The organism is Ruegeria sp. B1 (genome assembly GCF_056535885.1).
In genome coordinates this window covers 12,802-32,000 of the sequence record NZ_JBQFJA010000003.1, presented here as the reverse complement: position 1 = coordinate 32,000, position 19,199 = coordinate 12,802, and the positions used below count along the sequence as shown (strand labels likewise).

The following is a 19,199-nucleotide window of genomic DNA, read 5'->3' as shown; positions in this document are numbered from 1 at the left end:
CTTAACCATAACGGCGGACCACTTCAGAGGGGGAGGATCACTGTCCCTGTCTCATCAATGGCAGCAGGTCGCTGGCATTGTCACATGTGACTTCAAACTGCAACCGAGGGTGTTCTTTTCTTAACGCCGACAATAGAGGCGGCAGCAGGTAAGTTGCGTAATCATCAGGTGCTCCGATCCTGATCAGCCCTTCTGCTTCGGGGCGCTGGAGATGCGATAATGCCTCGTCATTTGTGGTCAGAATACGGTTTGCATAAACCAGTAACGCCTCGCCGGTTTGCGTGATGGTCACGGACTGACGGCTGCGTTCAAAAAGGCGCTTTTCCACAATCTCTTCGAGACGTTTGATCTGAAGGCTGACCGCCGACTGTGTACGCCCAATTGCGTGCGCAGCTTGGGTAAAATTGCGATGGGCTGCGACAGCGACGAAGGATCGCAGCAGGTCGATTTCGAGGTCGCGTTTCATAGCTCAAGATTTACATATCTCATCATGACAAACAATATTATTCGTTTCTATGATCAACGATCTGAAGCTACGGTCATCATGGGAGGCCCATGCAATGCTCGGTTTGTTTGCTCAATCAATGTTCGTAGCCACACGTGTCGAACCGTGGACCAACGCAGCCACAGGGTTCGATTGGCATTCATCACCAGGCCCAAGGGGAGACCAAAACAGAAAAGAGAGTGGAACCACAACATGCAAAGCATCGACATCAGCAACCTCAAAACACGGACAGGTACGGTCGAACGTGTCTGGCAGATTGAAATTCAGGCGACACCTGAAGACGTAGACAAGATTATTGACAATGTGATGAAGGTCGATCCGCTGATCTACGGCCGATACAAGCGTAATGCCTTTGTGAGTGCCACAGGCAGCGAAACCTACCTGCCGGAAGAAAACTCAACCAGCGCCGTGCACCTGGGAGCTGCAAACAAAGTTCAAACGTTTCCAAGTGTTCTGATCATCATTTCGATAGAGCAAAACTCTGAAACCTTAGAACGTGTTCTGGATGCGATACGCGATGTTCACCATTACGAAGAGCCGCTGATCTTCATCAAAGATTGTTGGGCCAGTCGCGCCAGTTATGACCCGCTCAACTCGAACCCCAATCGTTGGTGGAATCGCGACAAAGCCAGTGCGGGCACGTGACACTCAAATAAGCGCGTCGGATCATCGTGCTTGGCGATGTCGTTTCATAATGTCGAGTACAGTGTTCTTTGAAATGCCTAGATCGCGGGCGATCCAGCGGTAGGATCGCCCATCGGCAACGGCCTGTATGACTTGCGGCGTGAGCTTGTCGGATTTTGGTCGCTGGCCAGGCTGTCGTCCGAGCTTTTTGCCACGTGCACGGGCGGCTGCAAGGCCGGACTTTACTCGTTCACTAAGCAAGTCTCGTTCAAACTGTGCGATCCCCGCCAGCATTGTCGCCATCATCCGGCCATGTGGTGTATCCAACTCGAATGTCATGCCGCTCATGGCAACCACCGAGACTTTCCACCCGGAGAGTTGATCCAGCGTTTCCAGTAAGTCCTTCGTTGAACGACCCCATCGAGACAGTTCCGTGACGAGGATGGCGTCTATCTGGCGGGCCTGAGCAAGCTTCATGATCTTATTGCGCGCTGCCCGATTGGCTTTGGTGCCCGATGCGGTTTCCTTGAAGATGTTCACCACCTCGTATTCGCCCCGTTCGGCAAATGCGGTCAGCTCCGAAACCTGCCGTTCACAGGATTGGTCCGAGGTAGAAACCCGAGCATAGATGGCAGCGCGCTGTCCCAATTGAACCCTCTCGGATTTGTGGCTTGCAACTCTTTGATTTTGCTGGTGCGGAATGTGTCTCAATCAGACTATGAATAACAAGGACAAGCGGGTATGCCAAGACGATCCATTCTGACCGAACGCCAGCGGTCAGCCCTTTTCGATCTGCCGACCGATCAGGCTACGATCCTGCATCACTACACATTGGCTGACGATGACATTGAGCACATCCGCACGCGGCGACATTCCCACAATCGTTTGGGCTTTGCCCTTCAGCTATGCGCCTTTCGATATCCAGGGCGACTGCTGGTGGCGGGTGAGGTCATCCCATTGGAGGTTGGTCAATTCATTGCCGCACAACTTGGTGAAAACCCGAACGACCTGTCCTGCTATGCCGAAACAGATACGACCCGCCGCAGGCATCTGGTCGACCTGCGGAGCATCTATGGCTATCGGATGTTCTCCGGACAAGGTGCGCGCGATCTGAAAGCGTGGCTAGAAGGTGAGGCAGAGACCGCCCGTTCGAATGAAGACCTTGCCCGGAGATTTGTCGAAGAATGTCGGCGCACCCGGACAGTTTTGCCGGGTATATCGGTCATCGAACGGCTTTGTGCGGACGCTCTTGTCGCCGCTGAGCGCCGGATAGAAACGCGGATCGCAGATCGACTTAGCTGCGATATGAGAGAACGTCTGGATGGCTTATTGTCCGAGTTGGTGGATGGTACTGTCAGCCGTTTTGTATGGCTTCGACAATTCGAGGTTGGCAAAAACTCGGCTGATGCCAGCCGCCTTCTGGATCGGCTGGAATTCTTGCAGGAACTCTGTCTGCCAGCAGATGTCTTGGGGGACGTTCCTCCTCACCGTGTTACACGGCTGCGCCGACAGGGCGAAAGATATTTTGCAGATGGCCTGCGCGATATCACGAGTGACCGCCGTCTTGCTATTCTTGCTGTCTGTGCGGTCGAATGGCAGGCTGCCATTGCTGATGCCGTGGTCGAAACCCATGACCGGATTGTCGGCAAGACATGGAGAGACGCCAAGAAAATCTGCGACCTGCGGGTGACAAACGCAAAATCAGCCCTTCACGACACACTGAAATCTTTCAAGAATTTGGGGGCTGCCCTGCTGGAAGCAAAGGGAGATGGCGCTTCGCTCGATGCCGCAACCGAAATCTCCTGCGGTTGGCCACAACTCGAAAGCCTCGTCGCGACGGCCGCCGAACTGACAGACACGATGACTGCCGATCCCTTAGCCCATGTCACGCAAGGCTTCCACCGGTTTAGGCGCTATGCGCCTCGCATGCTGCGTGTTCTTGATATCCAGGCTTCCGCCGTGGCCAGTCCGTTGATGGCAGCGATGGCACTCATTGGGAATGAACAACGGCGCAGGTCTCGACCAACTGGCTTTCTGCGGCGCAGTTCAAAATGGCATCGGCACCTGAATACGCAAGCCCCCGATGACCATCGGCTCTGGGAAGTGTCAGTGCTGTTCCACATGCGCGATGCATTCCGGTCTGGTGATATCTGGCTCGCCCATTCCCGTCGTTATGCCGATCTGAAGCAAGCTCTTGTGCCGATTGAGGACGCCAGAGCGACACCGAAATTGACGGTGCCATTCGAGCCGGAAATATGGATCGCAGATCGCAAAGCCCGATTGGCGCAGGGGCTTGAACGCCTCGCCAAGGCTGCCAGGACCGGAGCAGTACCAGGAGGTTCTATTGAAAACGGAATCCTGAAGGTTGACCGGCTGAGTTCAGCCGTGCCCGAAGAAGCTGACGCGCTGGTGCTCGACCTTTATGATCGCCTACCTTCCGTCCGCATCACTGATCTGCTGCTGGAAGTCGATGACGAAACAGGCTTCACCGAAGCCTTTACGCATTGCGCACCGGATCACCCTGCAAAGATCGTGTCGGGCTGCTGAACGTACTGTTGGCCGAAGGGCTGAATCTTGGCCTGAGCAAGATGGCCGAAGCAACCAACACGCACGACTATCTCCAACTCTCGCGCCTGTCACGTTGGCACATTGAAAGCGATGCCATCAATCGGGCGTTGGCAACAGTCATTGAAGCCCAATCTCAATTGCCCATGGCCAGATTCTGGGGTGGCGGAGTCACAGCGTCCAGTGACGGTCAGTTCTTTCCTGCCGCTCGACAGGGCGAAGCGATGAACCTGATAAACGCAAAATATGGCTCTGAGCCCGGTTTGAAAGCCTACACCCATGTGTCTGACCAGTTTGGCCCGTTTGCGACCCAGAACATCCCAGCCACGGTGAACGAAGCACCATACATTTTGGACGGGTTGCTCATGAATGAAACGGGCAGGAAAATCGAGGAGCAATATGCTGACACCGGTGGTTTTACAGATCACGTCTTTGCCGTCACCGCACTTTTGTCATATCGCTTCATACCCCGCATTCGCGATCTGCCATCCAAGCGGCTTTACCTGTTCGATCCCGCTTCCGCGCCAAAAGAGCTTCGCGGTTTGATCGGTGGTAAAGTCCGGGAACGTCTCATCACAGAAAACTGGCCTGACGTTTTGCGGGCAGTGGCAACTATGGCGGCTGGCACAATGCCGCCAAGCCAGCTCTTGAAGAAATTCGCGGCCTATCCCCGCCAGCATGAACTTGCCCTCGCTCTTCGTGAAATCGGTCGGATAGAGCGGACACTGTTCATCATCGACTGGTTGCTCGATGCCGACATGCAGCGCCGAGCACAGATTGGGCTGAACAAGGGCGAGGCGCATCATGCCCTGAAGAACGCATTGAGAATTGGCCGCCAAGGTGAAATCCGCGACCGTACTGCCAAGGGACAGCACTATCGAATGGCTGGGTTGAACCTCCTTGCTGCCGTCATCATCTACTGGAATACCAAGCATCTGGGCGAGGCGGTCACCGCGCGAAAACGCGCTGGTCTGGATTGCCCTGATGACCTTCTCTCGCATATCTCGCCGCTGGGATGGGCTCATATTCTTCTCACGGGCGAATACAGGTGGAAGAATCCGAGCCGTCACCGCTTATGATACAATCCTGCCCCCAGCCGGAATCCACCCCACATAGTGCTTGGCAATGGCAGGCAGAAGCAACGCTTCAGCAATGCCCTCGACCAGAAATACCCGCCCCCCGAATAGAAGCGCGGATTTTGTAACATCCAGATAACGATCGATTTTCCGTCGCTCTGGATCAGTCAGATCAAGTTTTGCCAGCGGGATACACCGCGATTCCGCTCGCGGCGCTTGCGCCGGTTCTGACGGTTCCACCTGAGCCTCAGTATCGCTTTGTGCCTCGGCGCTGCCCTCATGGTCTACCACCGACTGGTCCTCGTCGTCCGCTGAAGTCTCTTCGGATTCCGTGGTCTCGGTTTCGGGGATAATTGACGTGACGAAGACAAGGTTGCGGTTCGGCACCCAGGCCGAGAGGTTCGGAGAGTGCGTGGCGACAACAACCTGTAAATTGCCTGCGGGCGCGTTCGGATCACTTTTGGGCTTGAGTGATTGTTTGGCGCGCTCTTCGAGGAAATTCAGAACGGCGGCCTGAAGTTGCGGATGCAGGTGAGCTTCCGGCTCCTCGACAAGAAAAAGCGTCAACTCGGCATTGTCGGTCTTCTCCAGCTCGACCGCGATAATCGCCATGTAAAGAAGGTTGGCATAGCCGTGACCGGAGTATTTCAGGTCTTCTGGCGATATTCCGTGGTCGGCAAGCTTGAAGCGAAGGTCTCGGGCAATGTCGATCAGGCTTTCATTTGTGTTGAATCCCAACTCGGCACTTTGCCGTCGCACGCCTGCGGTTAAGACATCCAGTCCACTCGCAACGGCACTGTCAACATTACCGAGGATCGGATTGTCCGCGGCGCGTGCCAGGCTCTGCGCGACATCGGCGGCTTCTTGTTCACCAAGAAAGTGATAGAGCAGAGCATGTATCCGCGTCGGGTTGCCTGATGCCAGAGCAAGTTTGGCATCACGGAGGGGCGGCAAGTAAACATGCCGGATCATTTCATGAGAACCTTGCTCGGGAGCGGCCTTGAAGCGCCCGCCCCAAAGCGTTGGCCTGACATATTGCGTACGTACCGAGGCGTCGTACGTGATGCCGAAGCAAGCGGTTTGCATGCTATCGTCGGTAGTGGCTGAGAGCATACGCCCTTGCTGTGGTGGGGATAGGTCTTGAAAGCTGGCCTTTAGCTCAAAGCTCGACGGGGTTGATCCAAACCTGATGTCGGTGTGTTCGCAATAAAGCTCTCGGCGTCCACCAAGGGGAGTGGTTAGAAGCCTGACGGCATCGATGATATTGCTTTTGCCGCCGTTGTTCTCACCAACAAGTACAGTCAGCTTTTTCTCGAAATAAACGGTCTCTTGTTCGAAAGATCGGAAGTTTGTTAAATCTAATTCGCTTAGATGCATAACCTTATCACCATATTTTTAATCCGCCGTGCGCACGTGAGCACTCGGGAAGCAGACTGCTCTATGGAACACTTATGATTTCTCATTCAGCCACACTTCTGGAATATTCCATGTTTTCAAGCAGTAAAGCATACCCTGCTGCATCGTGACCAGACAAAGAGTTCCCGCCCCGTGAATTGCCAACAGGTTCCCAACATGCTCCTAGAGTGCAAATCCGCTGCCGGTATGGCCCGAGACTTCGATCGGCAGGTCCCCGAACTTCAGGTTCGGATCGCGGTGGTCAATCGCTACACAGCTCTTGGCATACCCGTCACAGAGCCCGTAGGATAAATCCGTCTGGGGAAAGGGGAACTGCGCTAAAATCCTGATTTGTGCAACAAAGCCCATGCAGGCACCCCTACATTTTCTTGAGCCGGTCTTCGCTGTCGACAAGCACGAGCGATCCGACTTTGTTGCTCCAATCCCAGAGAACCAGATTCAAATCAGAGCGCTTACTTCCCCTCGCAAAGCTTTGTACGAGGAGTGCAGCATAGCCATCTGCGACGAGGCGCATTGAAAAGTCGTGCGTTGCAACAGTGGTACCGTTCAGCATGTTCCGTCGCCACACATCATTACTCAACAAGGTAAAGTTCATAGCATAGCGCCGCAGTGCGTCAGAGTCGGTACCGTCAAATACTGGTCCGATGTCAGCACTGTAGGAGACAAGCATGGTCGGCTGTAAGTCACCCACCTGGTTGGCCTCCCTGATAGCGGTGGCAGCATCAAGCGCAGCATAGAGGGTGGGCACACCCTTTGGGTTGAAGCGCCCGCCGTGCAACTCTGCGCCTTTGCCGGAGAGAGGTTCCCGTGCATAGATGGGGTTTAAAGCTCTATAAAGGTTTCCACGGAACCTACCATCGAAAATGGGCCCCGACCGACTCACCTACGCATAGACTCCGGCATCAACAGCATCGACGTACTCCAGAACGTCCTGGGCTTGCCCGAACTGGATCAGTTGCATTGCCGTCATTCCTCCGAACCCCGGGAGCGGTTCTGAGCGCAACCAAGCATAGGCAATTAGTTCGGAGCCGAAACGTGGAGTGACTTTGTTGAGAACCTCGACCAGCTCCCTGAGTCTCTTCTGCGTTTTTGGAGCCTGGATCCTAGCCTTGCGCTGCAAAGCATCCTTTGACAAGCCAACGGTTGCAGCAACTTCTTCGCTTGTTGTTCTGAGTGCTTTCGAGATCATTCCAGGATCAAAAACACCGTCTTTGGCGTAATTCTGAATGTCCATTATGTCTGCTCGCTTCTGCTATAGCCTAACCTTCTTGATGTGCTTTGGCTGATCCTCTGGCTGGTTTGGTTACTTTTCTCAATACCAGTTAATATGACGTATTTTTGCGGCAGTCTGGCTGACTGTCAATCCATTCTTTGTGGTTTTGGTGCAGTGAGAGAGCATATCTTGTGTATGATGGCCAGAGAGCCATATTGCAGTATGGAGAGCAGGTTCGCTGCCATGCCTGGTCAATCCATCTCATAGCCACCGCGCTCCCGATCCAGCCCACGCGTGATGTCTTTGGACAGACTGTCATGGCGCTGTGTCCACGGCCACGACAGCGTGTTGTCGGATCGGAACAGTTCCATCAGGCCGGCGCGGAAGCTCTGCGGCTGTAGGGGCAGGGCGGGTAAGGAGCGGGTGAGCGGGCTTTGCGGATTAGCCAGCTGCTCGATCTCTTTGTGTGTGAATGCAGTGTACATGCGCTCGAGCATGGTTTTCTGTTTCTCTTCTCCGAGCACATTCCATTTTGCCAGATCCTCGACCAGCTCTTTGCGTTCCTCGCGGATCTTCTCGGCCACTGGCAAAACTGTGGTGGCAGCAGCCCGCACAACAGCCTTTGCAACCTCCTGGCCCCGCTCGGGATAGGTCGTTGGCAGGAACGCGGTTGCCCGGGCAATGGCTTTGTCCGCCTCTGTAGGTGCGAAGTCGCCTTGTTTCATGGCCTCGATACGCGCTTGCAACTCAGCATCGTACTTCTGTTCCAATTTCGGCAAGACCTCAGAGAAAGGATTCTGGTTTTGGTTAACCGCCCGGGAGACATAGTAGCTGCTGACCTTCCCCCGTGCGTCTTTCTCTCGCATCACCTGGCCGATGACGTCTATCTTGATGTCATTGATGTAGCGCTTTCGTGCAATCTCGCGTGCGGCGCGAGCGATCTGTTCCATGTCTTTCGGAGCAAACTGCGCCCCGTCAGAGAGCAATCGCCGTATGTCGCCGCGCAGATCCGCGCGATCGTGGACCGGGTTGTTCCCGGGGATATGCTGAGTGACGGCTGAGGCCAAAGAGCGGGCGAGGTGACCCAGGCGAGGCGTCGTGCGAAGGATCCTACTGTAGTTTTGTTCGTCGTCGCGGATACGCAGCGCCGTCACATAGGTCTCTCCTAACCCGCGCGCCAGATGATCGGGCATGTCCGGGTATTCGGCGCGGAATAGCTGCGCGACAGCATTCTTGGGATTGTCCGAACCATAGTTGGTCTCTGCTTTTTTTACGTAGTCTTCAACCTGGCCCATCAGGTTGCGATCGACGATCATCTCCTGGAACGGATCAATCCTGTAAAGCGATGATGGCGACGCGATGATCTCCGGCTTGCCCTTCAGGTACTCCGCCTGCTCTTGCCTGATCCGCTTCCGGGCCATCGTTTCGATTTCGCCGGATTTTGCCATGCCCTGGACACGCTCGAAACGGGCATCGAATTCTTTCGGTTTGAGGTCTGCCATAAGTTCGTCGCGGATGCGCTGGACCATGCTGTTGATGCTGAACTGATCGAGATGGGGCTCTTGCCGTGATGTACCTCTGGCAGGAGGTGCGCTCTCCAGAGGTTTGGCGGTTTCGACAATCAAATCACCGGAGCGGGATTTGGTGATGTGGGTATCTGATGTGTTTGCCATGCGAGGACTATGCTCCTGATAGGCTTTGATGAAGGTTTCAATGAAGCCGGGCGCGCGAGGCTTGGATGGCACCAGAGTGTTCAAGAGTTGGCGGGCGACAGCCGCTTCGCTGTATTGGTTAAGATTGCCGAGGCATGGCAGGCGCACGGGTCGGGTTGGAGCAGCGCGACGGCGCGTGGGCTGACGTTCCGGGGCAAGAGCAGGGGCCTGCGGCAAGCGCTCGACGATCTGCGGTTCGATTGAAGCAATGCCAGGACCCGACCGCGCAATCGCCGCGCGCTCCGCATAAAGATCAAGCCCCCGGCGGAACCGATCCGCCAGACCGGTCTCACCTTTCAGCTCGGCCAGCGCCACGCCGCGTGCCAGGACAACAGCGGTGGGCAACGCCCGACCATCTGTTCCCGGACCTGCCCGATCTAGTGCGATTTGGTCGGCCTTCTCCGCCACATCACGGGATACACCCCGTCGGGTGAAGAACCCGCCTTCGCGGGCTGTGGCCTGTTTCACCAGCGCGTTGAGTTGACGCCGCTGATGCAGGGCAGGGGGCGTGCCGGTGTCGCGGATTGCCACCGCCATGACCTCGCCCATAGCTTCACCACCAACTCCACGGGGCAGATCACGAGACCCGGGCAATTGCAGCACCTGACCCTGCATCGCCTGGCGCACACCAAGCGCGGGATCGACACCATACTCCATTACACCTTTGGCGCGGCCATCTGTCTGCAGGACCTTGCGAACAACAGAGAGAGACCGCTCTGTGCTGGCTGGCACCACCACGTTCAGTTTGTCTTCATGCAGCGCCATGCCGGTCGCCAGAACCTCGCGCGCCATGCCCGGCGCGGCAAGAATATGGACGCTCTCATAGCCTGTACCCTTGGCCCCATGCACAGTACTGGCGAAGGCAAAGCGGTACTTGAACGCCTCATCTTCTCCCTTGAACACCAGTTCCTGACCCGCAGCGCCCGGGTTCTGCAAGCGAATCCGCACACCGCTTTCGTCATGAGCCAGAACTTCTCCGATGCTGCCAGGGCGCAGACCCGCCGCCTCGTAGCGTTCCACGAGCGCAATCCGATCGCCGGGTCGCAGCGCGACAATCGAACCGGTCGGGGCATGGACCGCCTGCAGGTCGGCACGTTCCGGCAGGGCCTTGTCCAACACGTCGCGGATCTGCGCGTTGAGCTTGGCCACATCTCCGCGTGACCAGGCCAGCGCAATCTTTCGATCTGATCCATCTGCCACGTAATCATGTGCCAAACGCTCCAGCGCGCCGCTGGCGGTACCTGCCGCCTGGAACACATCCGATTTATCCAGTTGATCCAGCGCCGCAGCCGCAGCTGTCCCTTGTTCAGGCGCGGCCAGGGCTGCAAGCGCCTGGGCCATATCCGGATTGCTCTGCCGATAGCTGTCTCCCAATTCAATCACACCGGCGCGCGCTGCCATGGAGCGGAATACCGGCCCGGCCGCAAAGGGCCCCGGCTGGTCCGGATCCCCCAACATCACCAGCCTGGCACCACTCTTCTCAACAATCTTGATAACCCGCGATGCGGTTTCAGCATCCAGCTGGGTCGCGTCATCAATCACAACCACTGAACTGGCACTCATCTGCAGCCGCTCCTGTTCTCCCAACGCTGCGAAATACGATGCGCTAAGGGCACGTTTTTCACCTGTGACGCGGAGCGCGCCAATCCCGGTGCCGGTGGGGGCAAGAGCAAAGACATGATCCGAACCCGCCTCGCGATGAGCTGCTGCAATTGCACCGGCCAGGCGGGTCTTTCCGGAACCGGACCCGCCCTGCACCAGGGTGAGCCGGGGGCCACGTGTTGCCGCGCGCAGAGCATCCGCTTGCGCCTTGTCCAAAGACTTACCCTTGGTCACCTTGGACAAAATCGCGTCGCCTGGAACCGTCTGCCCTTTAGCCTGCCCGGGCAGATGATCGCTCAGCGCCAGGCGCAAACCACGATCAACCACATCCATCTCCAACGCCACCTGCGCCTGGGTGCTGTAAATCCGGCCTTCGCCGCCGTGACCCTCTTCGCTCAGCACAACCAGGTCCGGATGCTGCATGGCCTCTTTGAACAGCCGAAGGAACGTTGCGGGATGCCGGGTAACGCGCGTCAGCGCATCCGCCATATCACTCGCTCGCAAGGTGGATTGCCGCGCAATGAGGTCATCAATGACGCGCGTGGGTTCAACTGCATATTCATACGGGTCGCTCTCGATCAGCTCCTGGCCTTGTGTAAACTTCGACTTCAAAAAACCGCTTTCACGGTTCGCAATCCCGGCCAGGTGCGCATCTACCTCAAAAGCAACAGGTGCGGTCGCCGGGCCATCGCTCAACAGATCCACACGTCCCGCGCCGAGACCGCTCTCAGCCAGGGAAACTCCGGACACGCGCGCCGCAGCCGACAGGGGATACTCAGCTTCCCCGGCCTCATCCAATCGCAGGTAGCCTTTCCGTAGCACGGCCGCTTCCAGCGCCGACATATCCTCCAACCGGTCCTTGGGTGCATAGAGCTTTATGCCTTGGCGGTGGCGCGTCATCATCACGTTAACAAGGTGATAGTTCATATAGCCGTGCCCCAGCGCATAAACCCTGTCGACGGTCAAACCTTGCGACTTGTGTATGGTGGCAGCATAGCCGTAGTCCAACCCGGAGAATTCTCTCAGATCGACAGTCACCGGCTTCGACGCTTTGTCGATGAGAATATCCACCTCGCGGTCCCGGATCGCCTGCACGGTGCCTAAACTGGACTTTGGGATTCTGAGATCGCGATGCGCCTCGGTGAAGATCACCCGGTCCCCATCACGGAGTTGCAGGGGCAGGCGGATCTGGTGTTCCCGATCCCCGTCCCGCAGGATCCGGACAATCTCACCATAGGTCTTCTCCTGATCCCCCAGCACACCGCGTTTGATCGCCTCGCCACGCAGCGCTTCATTCAGAACCCAGACGTCCCGGTTGGTGTAAGCCAGCGCGATTTTATCTGCACGACCACCCGTCTCGAAGTACCGTTCCTGGATCTGCGCAATGGCGCCGCCCGTGTCCTCGGTGAACCGGATGTCGCCCTTGTCATGATAGAAGCGCAGCGCACTGATCGCTTCATTGCCGCCCCGGGCCAGTTGACGGGAGGCCTCGCGCTCGAGCAGATTGTCCTGGCGCACAACCTCATCCATGACGGTAAAGCCGATGCGGTCCTGCAGGGCCAGCAGGGCAGAACTTTCACTGACCGGCTGCAGCTGCTCCGGATCTCCGACCGCAATCAGCTTGCCGCCAAGGGCTTCGACGCGCGACTGGGCCCGGGCCCAGGTGTCGCCGCCGACCATACCGGCCTCGTCCATGAAGAAGACAAACTTACCGTTAGCAGGCTGCCACCCACGCTCCCAGCGATGCTCCCACGCCGCCAGCGTTGCCGCGTCAAGCGCCTTCACATCCGTGCCCAGCTGCTGGGTCGCGGTACCGGATATCGCGCCGCCGATGACCTCGTAGCCACGCGCGCTCCAGACTTCGGCCGCCTTGCCAATGGTGTAACTCTTACCCGCGCCCGGGAAACCGGTCACAAGCGTCAGACGCTCGGGCGAGACCATGGCCTCAGCCGCGCGGCGCTGCGCCGGCTTCAGAGAGTCGGGCAGAAGATCCATATGAGCGCCCGCATCAACATTGAGCTTGTCACCTGCCATCGCAGCACCGGTCCGGATCAAATCCGCCTCAACGGCTGCGCGCGCACCAGTACTGTATTGTGCCTGGCCACCCGGACCTGCCTGCGCGATCTGCACCACCTCCGGCATGGACAGCACGCTGTCAGCCAGTCCCTGCGCATCTTCGCGCCCGGTTTCCAGATGAGACCGGAGTGACCGCACCAGCTCTTCCTCGGTGAAGATAGCCCGCTCCGCCCCAATCAGGGTCAGGATGTGATCCGGGTTGGCGCGCAGGTAATCAATGTTTGCCTTTCGCACCTCGGCGCTGGCCGGACTTTCCCTCACTAGCTCGGGGGCTCGCGACCAGGTGGGCTCAGGCAGGGCGTCCACCAATTCAGGCTCCAGCACTTCGATCCCCGGACCCTGCCGCGCTTCTTCGGCACGGGCACTGTAGAGATCAAGCCCACGCTGGAACCGCGCCGCCAGGGCATCCTCGCCAAGCGCTTCGGCCGCCACGGCGCCTCGTGCCAAACCCAAAGCCGTGGGCAAAGACTGACCCGAACTGGATGGCCCGGCGCGTTCCATGGCAAGGTCCTCGGCCCGCGCTTCCGCCTCGGGCGGCAACCGCCTTTGCAGAGCCTGCCACTGGTCCGGCTCCACGACATGACGCGCCATCTCGGTCAGCGCCTCACGGGTATCCCCCGCAGGCGCGGCTCCGCTCTCAATGATCTGCCCCCCGATTAACTCGGCCGCAACCTCACCACCAACCCCATAGGGCAGGGGGCGTGCCGCCGGCACATCAACCGGCCCGATCCTGTTCTCATCAGCCACTGGTTCAGCAGCACGCGCCGCGGTGGGAACCTCAACCCCGACCCAGAGCGCCATCCGTTCGGCTCCATCTACGATGGCCGCCTCGTCAAGCTCCATCACCCGGCCACGCTGCGCCTCGCGCGCGGCAAGCGACACATCAAACCCGTAATCCAGAACACCACGCCCCTGACCATCCTTGTGCTGAATGGCCCGCACAGCCGAAAGCTTCATATCCTCGGGAACGGGCACAACAACCTTCAGCTCCTCCTGATGCAGCGCCATGGCCGTGTGCAAAACCTGGCGGGTCATGCCAGGACTGCCCAGAACATGCACAGAGCCAAAGCCACGGCCCTTGGCCCCATGAACCGTGTTGGCAAAGGCAAAGCGGTACCGGAAATCCTGATCTTCCACGGAAAAGGACAGATGCCGCTCCGCTCCGTCAGGCGTCATCATCTTCAGCGACACACCATGGCTGTCATGGCGCAGGACCTCTCCTTCGCTGCCCGCGGAGAGACCGGCCCCACGATAGCCGCCCGGCAATTGGATCACGTCCCCCGGCCGCAGCGCTGCGATCGATCCAATGGGAGCGTCCTTCACGGCATCAGCAGATCCAAACGGGCTTTCTGTCACAACCCGCTCTGGATAACGCAAGTCCATCTTTTCCCGGATCAGCCCGTTCAGAGCATCCACATCATACCGGGAATGTGCGACGGCGAGCTTTGAAGCCATGGCGTCCCGCACATATGAACCCGCAACCTGATCCAGTGCATTCACCCGGCTCTCGCCCGCCTCAAAAACACCCGCTTGATCCAGTGCCGCCAAGCCGCGTGCAGCCGCATCACCATCCGTATCCACAGGCGCCTGCCGGAAGTCTTCCAGCATTTGTGCCCGCACCGTATCTACCTGGCGCAGACTGTCACCAAGGCTATGCCCGCCAACGCGGGCCTCGAGCATTCGGAAGAGGGGGGACGCTTCCAGCGGGGAGAGCTGATCGGTATCCCTCATGACAACCAGCTTCGAACCGCGCGCCTCTGCCAGGGCAAAGAGCCGATCCGCAGTCTCAGCGCCCACGAGGCTGGCCTCATCCAGAAGGATCACGCTGCGCGGCATCAGTTCAATGCGCCCATCCGCAACACGTTGCTCAAACTGGCGGATACTCATTGCGCCATCTTCACCCGCGCGGCGCAATCGATCGACGCCGGCACTGGTTGGCGCGATCGCATTGACCTCATAGACCCCGGCCGAGCGATAGGCACGTGCCAGTGCGCCGGCCAAGCGGGTTTTCCGGAACCAGACCCGCCACTGACAATGCTCAGCCCCGGGCGATGCACCGCCGCACGGAAAGCCGCCTCCTGTTCCATTGTCAGCCCAGAGGCTTTGATCTCTGCATCCAACAAATCTCCGTCACGAATGTCATGCGCAAGAACCGCGTTTGGCAGATGCTCCAGCAGGGCCAGTCGCACCCCGCGATCCATCACATCCATCTCCAGCGCGATCTGCGCTTTCGTACTGTAAACCCGGCCCTCGCCACGCAACCCGTCTTCGTCGAGGATCACCAGATCCGGATGGGTCATCGCCTCCCGGAACAGACGCATGAAGGTTTCCGGATCAGGCGTGACTTTGGCCAGACCATCCGCCACGTCCGACGCCCGGAATATGGCCTGACGGTTCATCATGTCATCAATCAGACGACGCGGGTTTTGTGCGTAGCCCTGCGGATCTTCAGCAAGGATCGGATCACCATCGACATACTCGGCCGACAACAGACCACCAACACGCGAGGCAACACCGGCCAGATGCGGATCGCCCATAAAGCTCTCTTCAACGAGGCGTTCGATAAAGCCCTCGGCCGGCACAAAGTCTTCACGACCCTCGACCAATCCACTGGCTTCCAGAGCAACCGAAGACTGGCGGATTTCGCCCGTGGCACCGATAGACCCGTCAATGCGCAGATAGCCGGTGGTCTGAGCCAGGTTCTCCAGCTCACCCATGTCCTCGATCCGGGTCTTGGGCACATACACAGCCAACTGGTGCTCATGACGAGTCATTGCCACGTTGACCAAGTGACGGTTGAACCGGCTATGCGCCAGCACGTGAACCTGCTCTTTCGTCATACCCTGCGATTTGTGAATGGTCGCAGCATAGGCATAGTCGAAACTGCTGAACTCATCCTTACGAATTCGGACCAGATTGCTTCCTTCATCATCGCCATCGAGCCGAATTTCTACCCATGCAGGATGAATGTTCGTAACTGTCCCCATGCTGGATTTCGGGATGTTGAGCTCGCGATGCGCGGCAGTGAAGATCAGCCGCTCGCCTTCGCGCACCAAAAGCGGCAGCTTCAGGCGCACATCGCGCAGGCCGCGCCGATCGATGCGCTCGATCTCACCAAAATCCTGTTCTTCCAGCCCCAGCGTGCCCCGCCGGATTGCCTCCGCGCGCAGAACCTCGTTCAGCGACCACACATCCCGGTTGGACAGTGCCAGGGCAATCTTGTCCGAGCTCTTGATCGAACCGTCTCCAAAATACCCATCCACCAGCTAACGGAACGCGGCACCATCATCCTCGACAAACCGGATCGCACCAGCATTGTCATAGTAATTCAGAGCACTGGCCGTGTGCGCGCCGCCAAGCGCCAGCAACCGCGACGCCTCCCGTTCGAATGGATTCTTCTGGCGCACGATCTCGTCCATGACTGTGACGTCGATCATCTCCTGCAGGGCGGGCAGCGGGCCGGAATCCAGAACCGGCTGCAGCTGCTCCGGGTCACCCACTGCGATCAGCTTACCACCCATCTCGGAAATGCGTTTCTGGATGCGCGCCCAGGTATCGCCGCCGACCATGCCGTCCTCATCCATGAAGAAGACGAACTTGCCCTGAACGGGCAGCATGTCCCGCGCCCAACGCGACTCCCACGCCGCCAAACTGGCCGCGTCCAGACCGCGAATACCCGCCAGTTCCTGCGTCGCCTTACCCGAGGCCGCACCGCCCAGAACCTCGTAGCCGCGCGCGCGCCAGACCTTCACCGCCTCGGCAATAGTGAAGGTCTTACCTGTACCGGCATAACCCGTGACCAGCGTCAGACGATCCGCGCTCAGCATCGCCTCAGCACCCCGACGCTGGCTCTCACGCAGGTTCTCTGACAGCAGGTCGAGTCCTTCAGAACCGTCCACGTCAAGCTGTTCGCCAGCCATTTCGACGGCGTTCAGAATCAGTTCCCGCTCCGTATGAAGCCGCGCCCGGGTGGTCAGAACCGGCGCACCTGCCACCTCTTCAGGCACCCGAACCAATTCGGGTGACGCAAAAGCCCGCCCCATGAGGTCATGAAGTTCCGCCTCATCCAAACCCCCGAGACGCTTTTTAAACTCGCTCCTGACATCCTCTTCGGTAAAAACCGTAGCCCGCGCGGACACCACGGTGAGGATATGCTCGGGATTTCCGCGGAGGTAATCCGCGTTATCCCGACGCACCTGGGCGGTTCGTTCCTTCTCCCGCGCCACTTCTCCGGCCGCTTCCGCGTGCTCTGCCACATACGGATTATGGGTCTCCGGCTCGAGCTGGATGCCCTGTTCCTTCAGCGTGCGGTGATCAATCCGAGCAGAAAATCCGGCTTGTTCCAGCGCCAGATTGGCTTCATTCGCCCATTCCATTCGCCAGCCGCGCAGCAAAGACTTCGCATTCCAGGACCGGTTTTTGTTCCCCCAACCCTCGGCTCCCAGATCCCGCAGGCTCAGCATCACGTGCAAATGGGGGTTTCCATCCGCTGAGTGAATGACCCAATCCGCCACCATGCCCCGCGCTGCAAAGCTGCGTTCCATGAAGCCACGGGCCAGTTTCACATTCTGTTCGTGGCTCAGTTCAATGGGTAGAGAGATCGTGATTTTACGCGCCAGTTGCGCCATATCGCGACGCGAATTTTTACTGTTGGCTTCATAGAGGGTCAGGTCTTCCCAGAGCCGCAGGGAGGCTTTTGCCACCTCGGCCTGGGCTTCGGGACGATCACCCGCAAAGGTCTGATACCGCTGTTTTGCCCAATCAGGTGCGTCCTTGGGCAGGGTGATTTCGGTGTGAGTAACTTCATCCTTTCCACTATAGTCGTAAGTCCGCCCGGTTGTGATGTCTTTCATCTTTGCCCCATGACGATAGGCGGCGCTGGCGACAGCACCTGAACCTCTTCCACGAGAGGCAATCCCGACTCGGAAGTGATAAATCGCCATGGGTGCATTCTATCACCGTCTACACGACTTGCAAAGTCGTGTATAAGCACGCCTACGCTAATTTTCTATAAATCAGTTCGGATGGCTCCCTGACACAGGCTTCGTGCCAACCCAGAGCCCTGATCTCGTGGTAAACGCCAGTTTTGCCACGAAGTGCCAAAGGCGAAATCGACAGCGAACCGCTCAAATCGACCGGCATCGCACGACGCCAGCAGGGCGATCATGGCGCAAGACCGTTCAGGCAGGACATCAACCTGTCCCGTCGCGCTTGTAGCCATCCGCCGGCAGGGCTTTCAGCGCTGACGCGCTGGCTGTCCCGGCCGGAACGACAGCCACATACTTGGAACGCCAGCGCCTATGGCAAACCTGGCGGGCAAGGGCGACCTGCAGAAATAGCCACAGGCGCGATATCCGGGCCGCTGAGCGCGGTTTCTGTATTTTGGCAGGGATAGGAGCCGCGGACCCCTGTTAAGCCCGCTTTACGGCGCACTCTGCGGCTCGCAAGCTCTCTCGCCCTCGACCAAACGGACATGCGTAGCCATTTATTGCCATGGCAATAAATGTGAAGCATCATTATATCACTGCATAACTTGCTTTAGCGTGGTAACAAGTGTCGCCAAGCCTCAGCTTGTAGTAACTCTCTTGCCTTGCATGACACTTGAAAACATTGCAAAGATTGGCACAGTGATTGACAGTTGACGAAAGGTTAAGACATGGCAGGGCAACCCGGCGCGTTCGAAAATGCACTCGACAATCTTCGGAGCACTCAGAAAGAGAAACCGGGCAGGGAACGGTCTGCCTCCATATCCGACGATCAACCCGATCCGAAACCTGCTTCGGCATCGAAGAAACCCAACACGCCCCCAACGGTTCGGCGTCTCCGGAAACCCGGAACTGTCGCCAATACCGCGTCGTTCAACCAGCGCGTTGATATAGACGTGATCAACTTCCTGTATGATACTGCCCGGGAAACCGGCTGGACCATGAACCGAACCTTGCGCGAAGCCGCGCGGACACTGGCGAAAGCACGGGGCGATAAGAAAGGGGCAGGACTGTGACGAAAAAAGAAACCGCTGCGCGTGATGCGAAAGCCAAGCCAGAGAAACGACCTTCACCGGTTCGCTCACTAAAGGGGCGCAGGAAGTCTTACACGGAACCGTTCAACCATCGCATCGACGGCGACATCAAAGCCTACCTCTATGACATTGCGCTCGCCAATGATTGGACCATGAACCGAACCATGCGCGAAGCAGCCAAGGCTTTGGCCAATTCGAGGGGCGATCAAGAAGGAAGCACACTTTGACAATGCGACCGCTTTCCGACGTTTCTCAGCAATTGGGGCCGCCAAAGCGGCCCCGGCACCCAACCTCCGAAAGTCTGGCCCGAAATCTTCCGGAGGAAATTTCGGCTCTCCAATATCCCCGAACCGGGGGTTTCGAAGGGGGGCACCCCTCGGCGACTGCGCAG

Annotated in this window: 11 protein-coding genes and 2 pseudogenes; 5 read left to right on the top strand and 8 right to left on the bottom strand. The window is 58.1% G+C overall.

Annotated features, from left to right (window positions below; all coding sequences use genetic code 11):
• Positions 1-37: 37 nt before the first annotated feature.
• Positions 38-466 (bottom strand): LysR family transcriptional regulator, encoded by a 429-nt coding sequence (locus ACR3ES_RS25145; protein WP_480425988.1) that lies wholly within the window; start codon positions 464-466, stop codon positions 38-40.
• Positions 467-697: 231 nt separating this feature from the next.
• Between ACR3ES_RS25145 and ACR3ES_RS25140 the strand changes: the two genes are divergently transcribed.
• Positions 698-1,150 carry a hypothetical protein gene (locus ACR3ES_RS25140; RefSeq protein ID WP_480425695.1) on the top strand — a complete coding sequence of 151 codons (453 nt, stop codon included), beginning with the start codon at positions 698-700 and terminating at the stop codon, positions 1,148-1,150.
• A gap of 21 nt (positions 1,151-1,171) precedes the next feature.
• On the opposite strand, the gene ACR3ES_RS25135 is transcribed toward ACR3ES_RS25140, so the two are convergent.
• Positions 1,172-1,777 carry a recombinase family protein gene (locus ACR3ES_RS25135; protein WP_480425696.1) on the bottom strand — a complete coding sequence of 202 codons (606 nt, stop codon included), beginning with the start codon at positions 1,775-1,777 and terminating at the stop codon, positions 1,172-1,174.
• 93 nt (positions 1,778-1,870) lie between these two features.
• On the opposite strand from ACR3ES_RS25135, the pseudogene ACR3ES_RS25130 reads away from it, so the two are divergent.
• Positions 1,871-4,773: pseudogene (locus ACR3ES_RS25130) on the top strand (Tn3 family transposase).
• Here ACR3ES_RS25130 and ACR3ES_RS25125 read toward each other — a convergent pair.
• The gene (locus tag ACR3ES_RS25125) at positions 4,768-6,147 is read right to left on the bottom strand and encodes an ATP-dependent nuclease (RefSeq protein WP_480426344.1); all 1,380 of its coding nucleotides are present in this window, start codon (positions 6,145-6,147) and stop codon (positions 4,768-4,770) included. The pseudogene ACR3ES_RS25130 and the gene ACR3ES_RS25125 sit on opposite strands and share 6 nt — an antisense overlap.
• Positions 6,148-6,372: 225 nt before the next feature.
• On the opposite strand from ACR3ES_RS25125, the pseudogene ACR3ES_RS25120 reads away from it, so the two are divergent.
• Positions 6,373-6,477, top strand: a pseudogene (locus ACR3ES_RS25120) (IS5/IS1182 family transposase); the annotation flags it as partial.
• A 67-nt stretch (positions 6,478-6,544) separates the two neighbouring features.
• On the opposite strand, the gene ACR3ES_RS25115 reads toward ACR3ES_RS25120, so the two are convergent.
• The 5 genes from ACR3ES_RS25115 to ACR3ES_RS25095 form a co-directional block, all read right to left on the bottom strand.
• On the bottom strand, positions 6,545-7,069 hold the full coding sequence (locus ACR3ES_RS25115) for an RES family NAD+ phosphorylase (protein ID WP_480425989.1): 525 nt from the start codon (positions 7,067-7,069) through the stop codon (positions 6,545-6,547).
• Positions 7,070-7,420 carry an antitoxin Xre/MbcA/ParS toxin-binding domain-containing protein gene (locus tag ACR3ES_RS25110; RefSeq protein WP_480425990.1) on the bottom strand — a complete coding sequence of 117 codons (351 nt, stop codon included), beginning with the start codon at positions 7,418-7,420 and terminating at the stop codon, positions 7,070-7,072.
• Between the two features lie 230 nt (positions 7,421-7,650).
• A complete protein-coding gene (locus ACR3ES_RS25105; RefSeq protein ID WP_480634814.1) occupies positions 7,651-14,790 on the bottom strand; it encodes an AAA family ATPase in 7,140 nt (2,379 codons plus the stop codon).
• Entirely contained in the window at positions 14,673-16,052 is a 1,380-nt protein-coding gene (locus ACR3ES_RS25100; RefSeq protein WP_480634813.1) for a hypothetical protein, read from the bottom strand. Before ACR3ES_RS25100 ends, ACR3ES_RS25105 begins: the two co-directional genes overlap by 118 nt.
• A 3-nt stretch (positions 16,053-16,055) precedes the next feature.
• Positions 16,056-17,732, bottom strand: coding sequence for a MobA/MobL family protein (locus tag ACR3ES_RS25095; RefSeq protein WP_480426342.1), 1,677 nt, complete (start codon positions 17,730-17,732; stop codon positions 16,056-16,058).
• Positions 17,733-18,445: 713 nt separating this feature from the next.
• On the opposite strand from ACR3ES_RS25095, the gene ACR3ES_RS25090 reads away from it, so the two are divergent.
• Positions 18,446-18,790 (top strand): hypothetical protein, encoded by a 345-nt coding sequence (locus ACR3ES_RS25090; RefSeq protein WP_480425995.1) that lies wholly within the window; start codon positions 18,446-18,448, stop codon positions 18,788-18,790.
• Positions 18,787-19,035 (top strand): hypothetical protein, encoded by a 249-nt coding sequence (locus ACR3ES_RS25085; protein ID WP_480425996.1) that lies wholly within the window; start codon positions 18,787-18,789, stop codon positions 19,033-19,035. Before ACR3ES_RS25090 ends, ACR3ES_RS25085 begins: the two co-directional genes overlap by 4 nt.
• Positions 19,036-19,199: the final 164 nt, after the last annotated feature.

Excerpts from the sequence above, each read along its gene's own strand:
- ACR3ES_RS25145 (WP_480425988.1), bottom strand. The coding sequence starts at position 466 with ATGAAACGCGACCTCGAAATCGACCTGCTGCGATCCTTCGTCGCTGTC.
- ACR3ES_RS25140 (WP_480425695.1), top strand. The coding sequence starts at position 698 with ATGCAAAGCATCGACATCAGCAACCTCAAAACACGGACAGGTACGGTC.
- ACR3ES_RS25125 (WP_480426344.1), bottom strand. The coding sequence starts at position 6,147 with ATGCATCTAAGCGAATTAGATTTAACAAACTTCCGATCTTTCGAACAA.
- ACR3ES_RS25110 (WP_480425990.1), bottom strand. The coding sequence starts at position 7,420 with ATGGACATTCAGAATTACGCCAAAGACGGTGTTTTTGATCCTGGAATG.
- ACR3ES_RS25095 (WP_480426342.1), bottom strand. The coding sequence starts at position 17,732 with ATGGCGATTTATCACTTCCGAGTCGGGATTGCCTCTCGTGGAAGAGGT.
- ACR3ES_RS25090 (WP_480425995.1), top strand. The coding sequence starts at position 18,446 with ATGGCAGGGCAACCCGGCGCGTTCGAAAATGCACTCGACAATCTTCGG.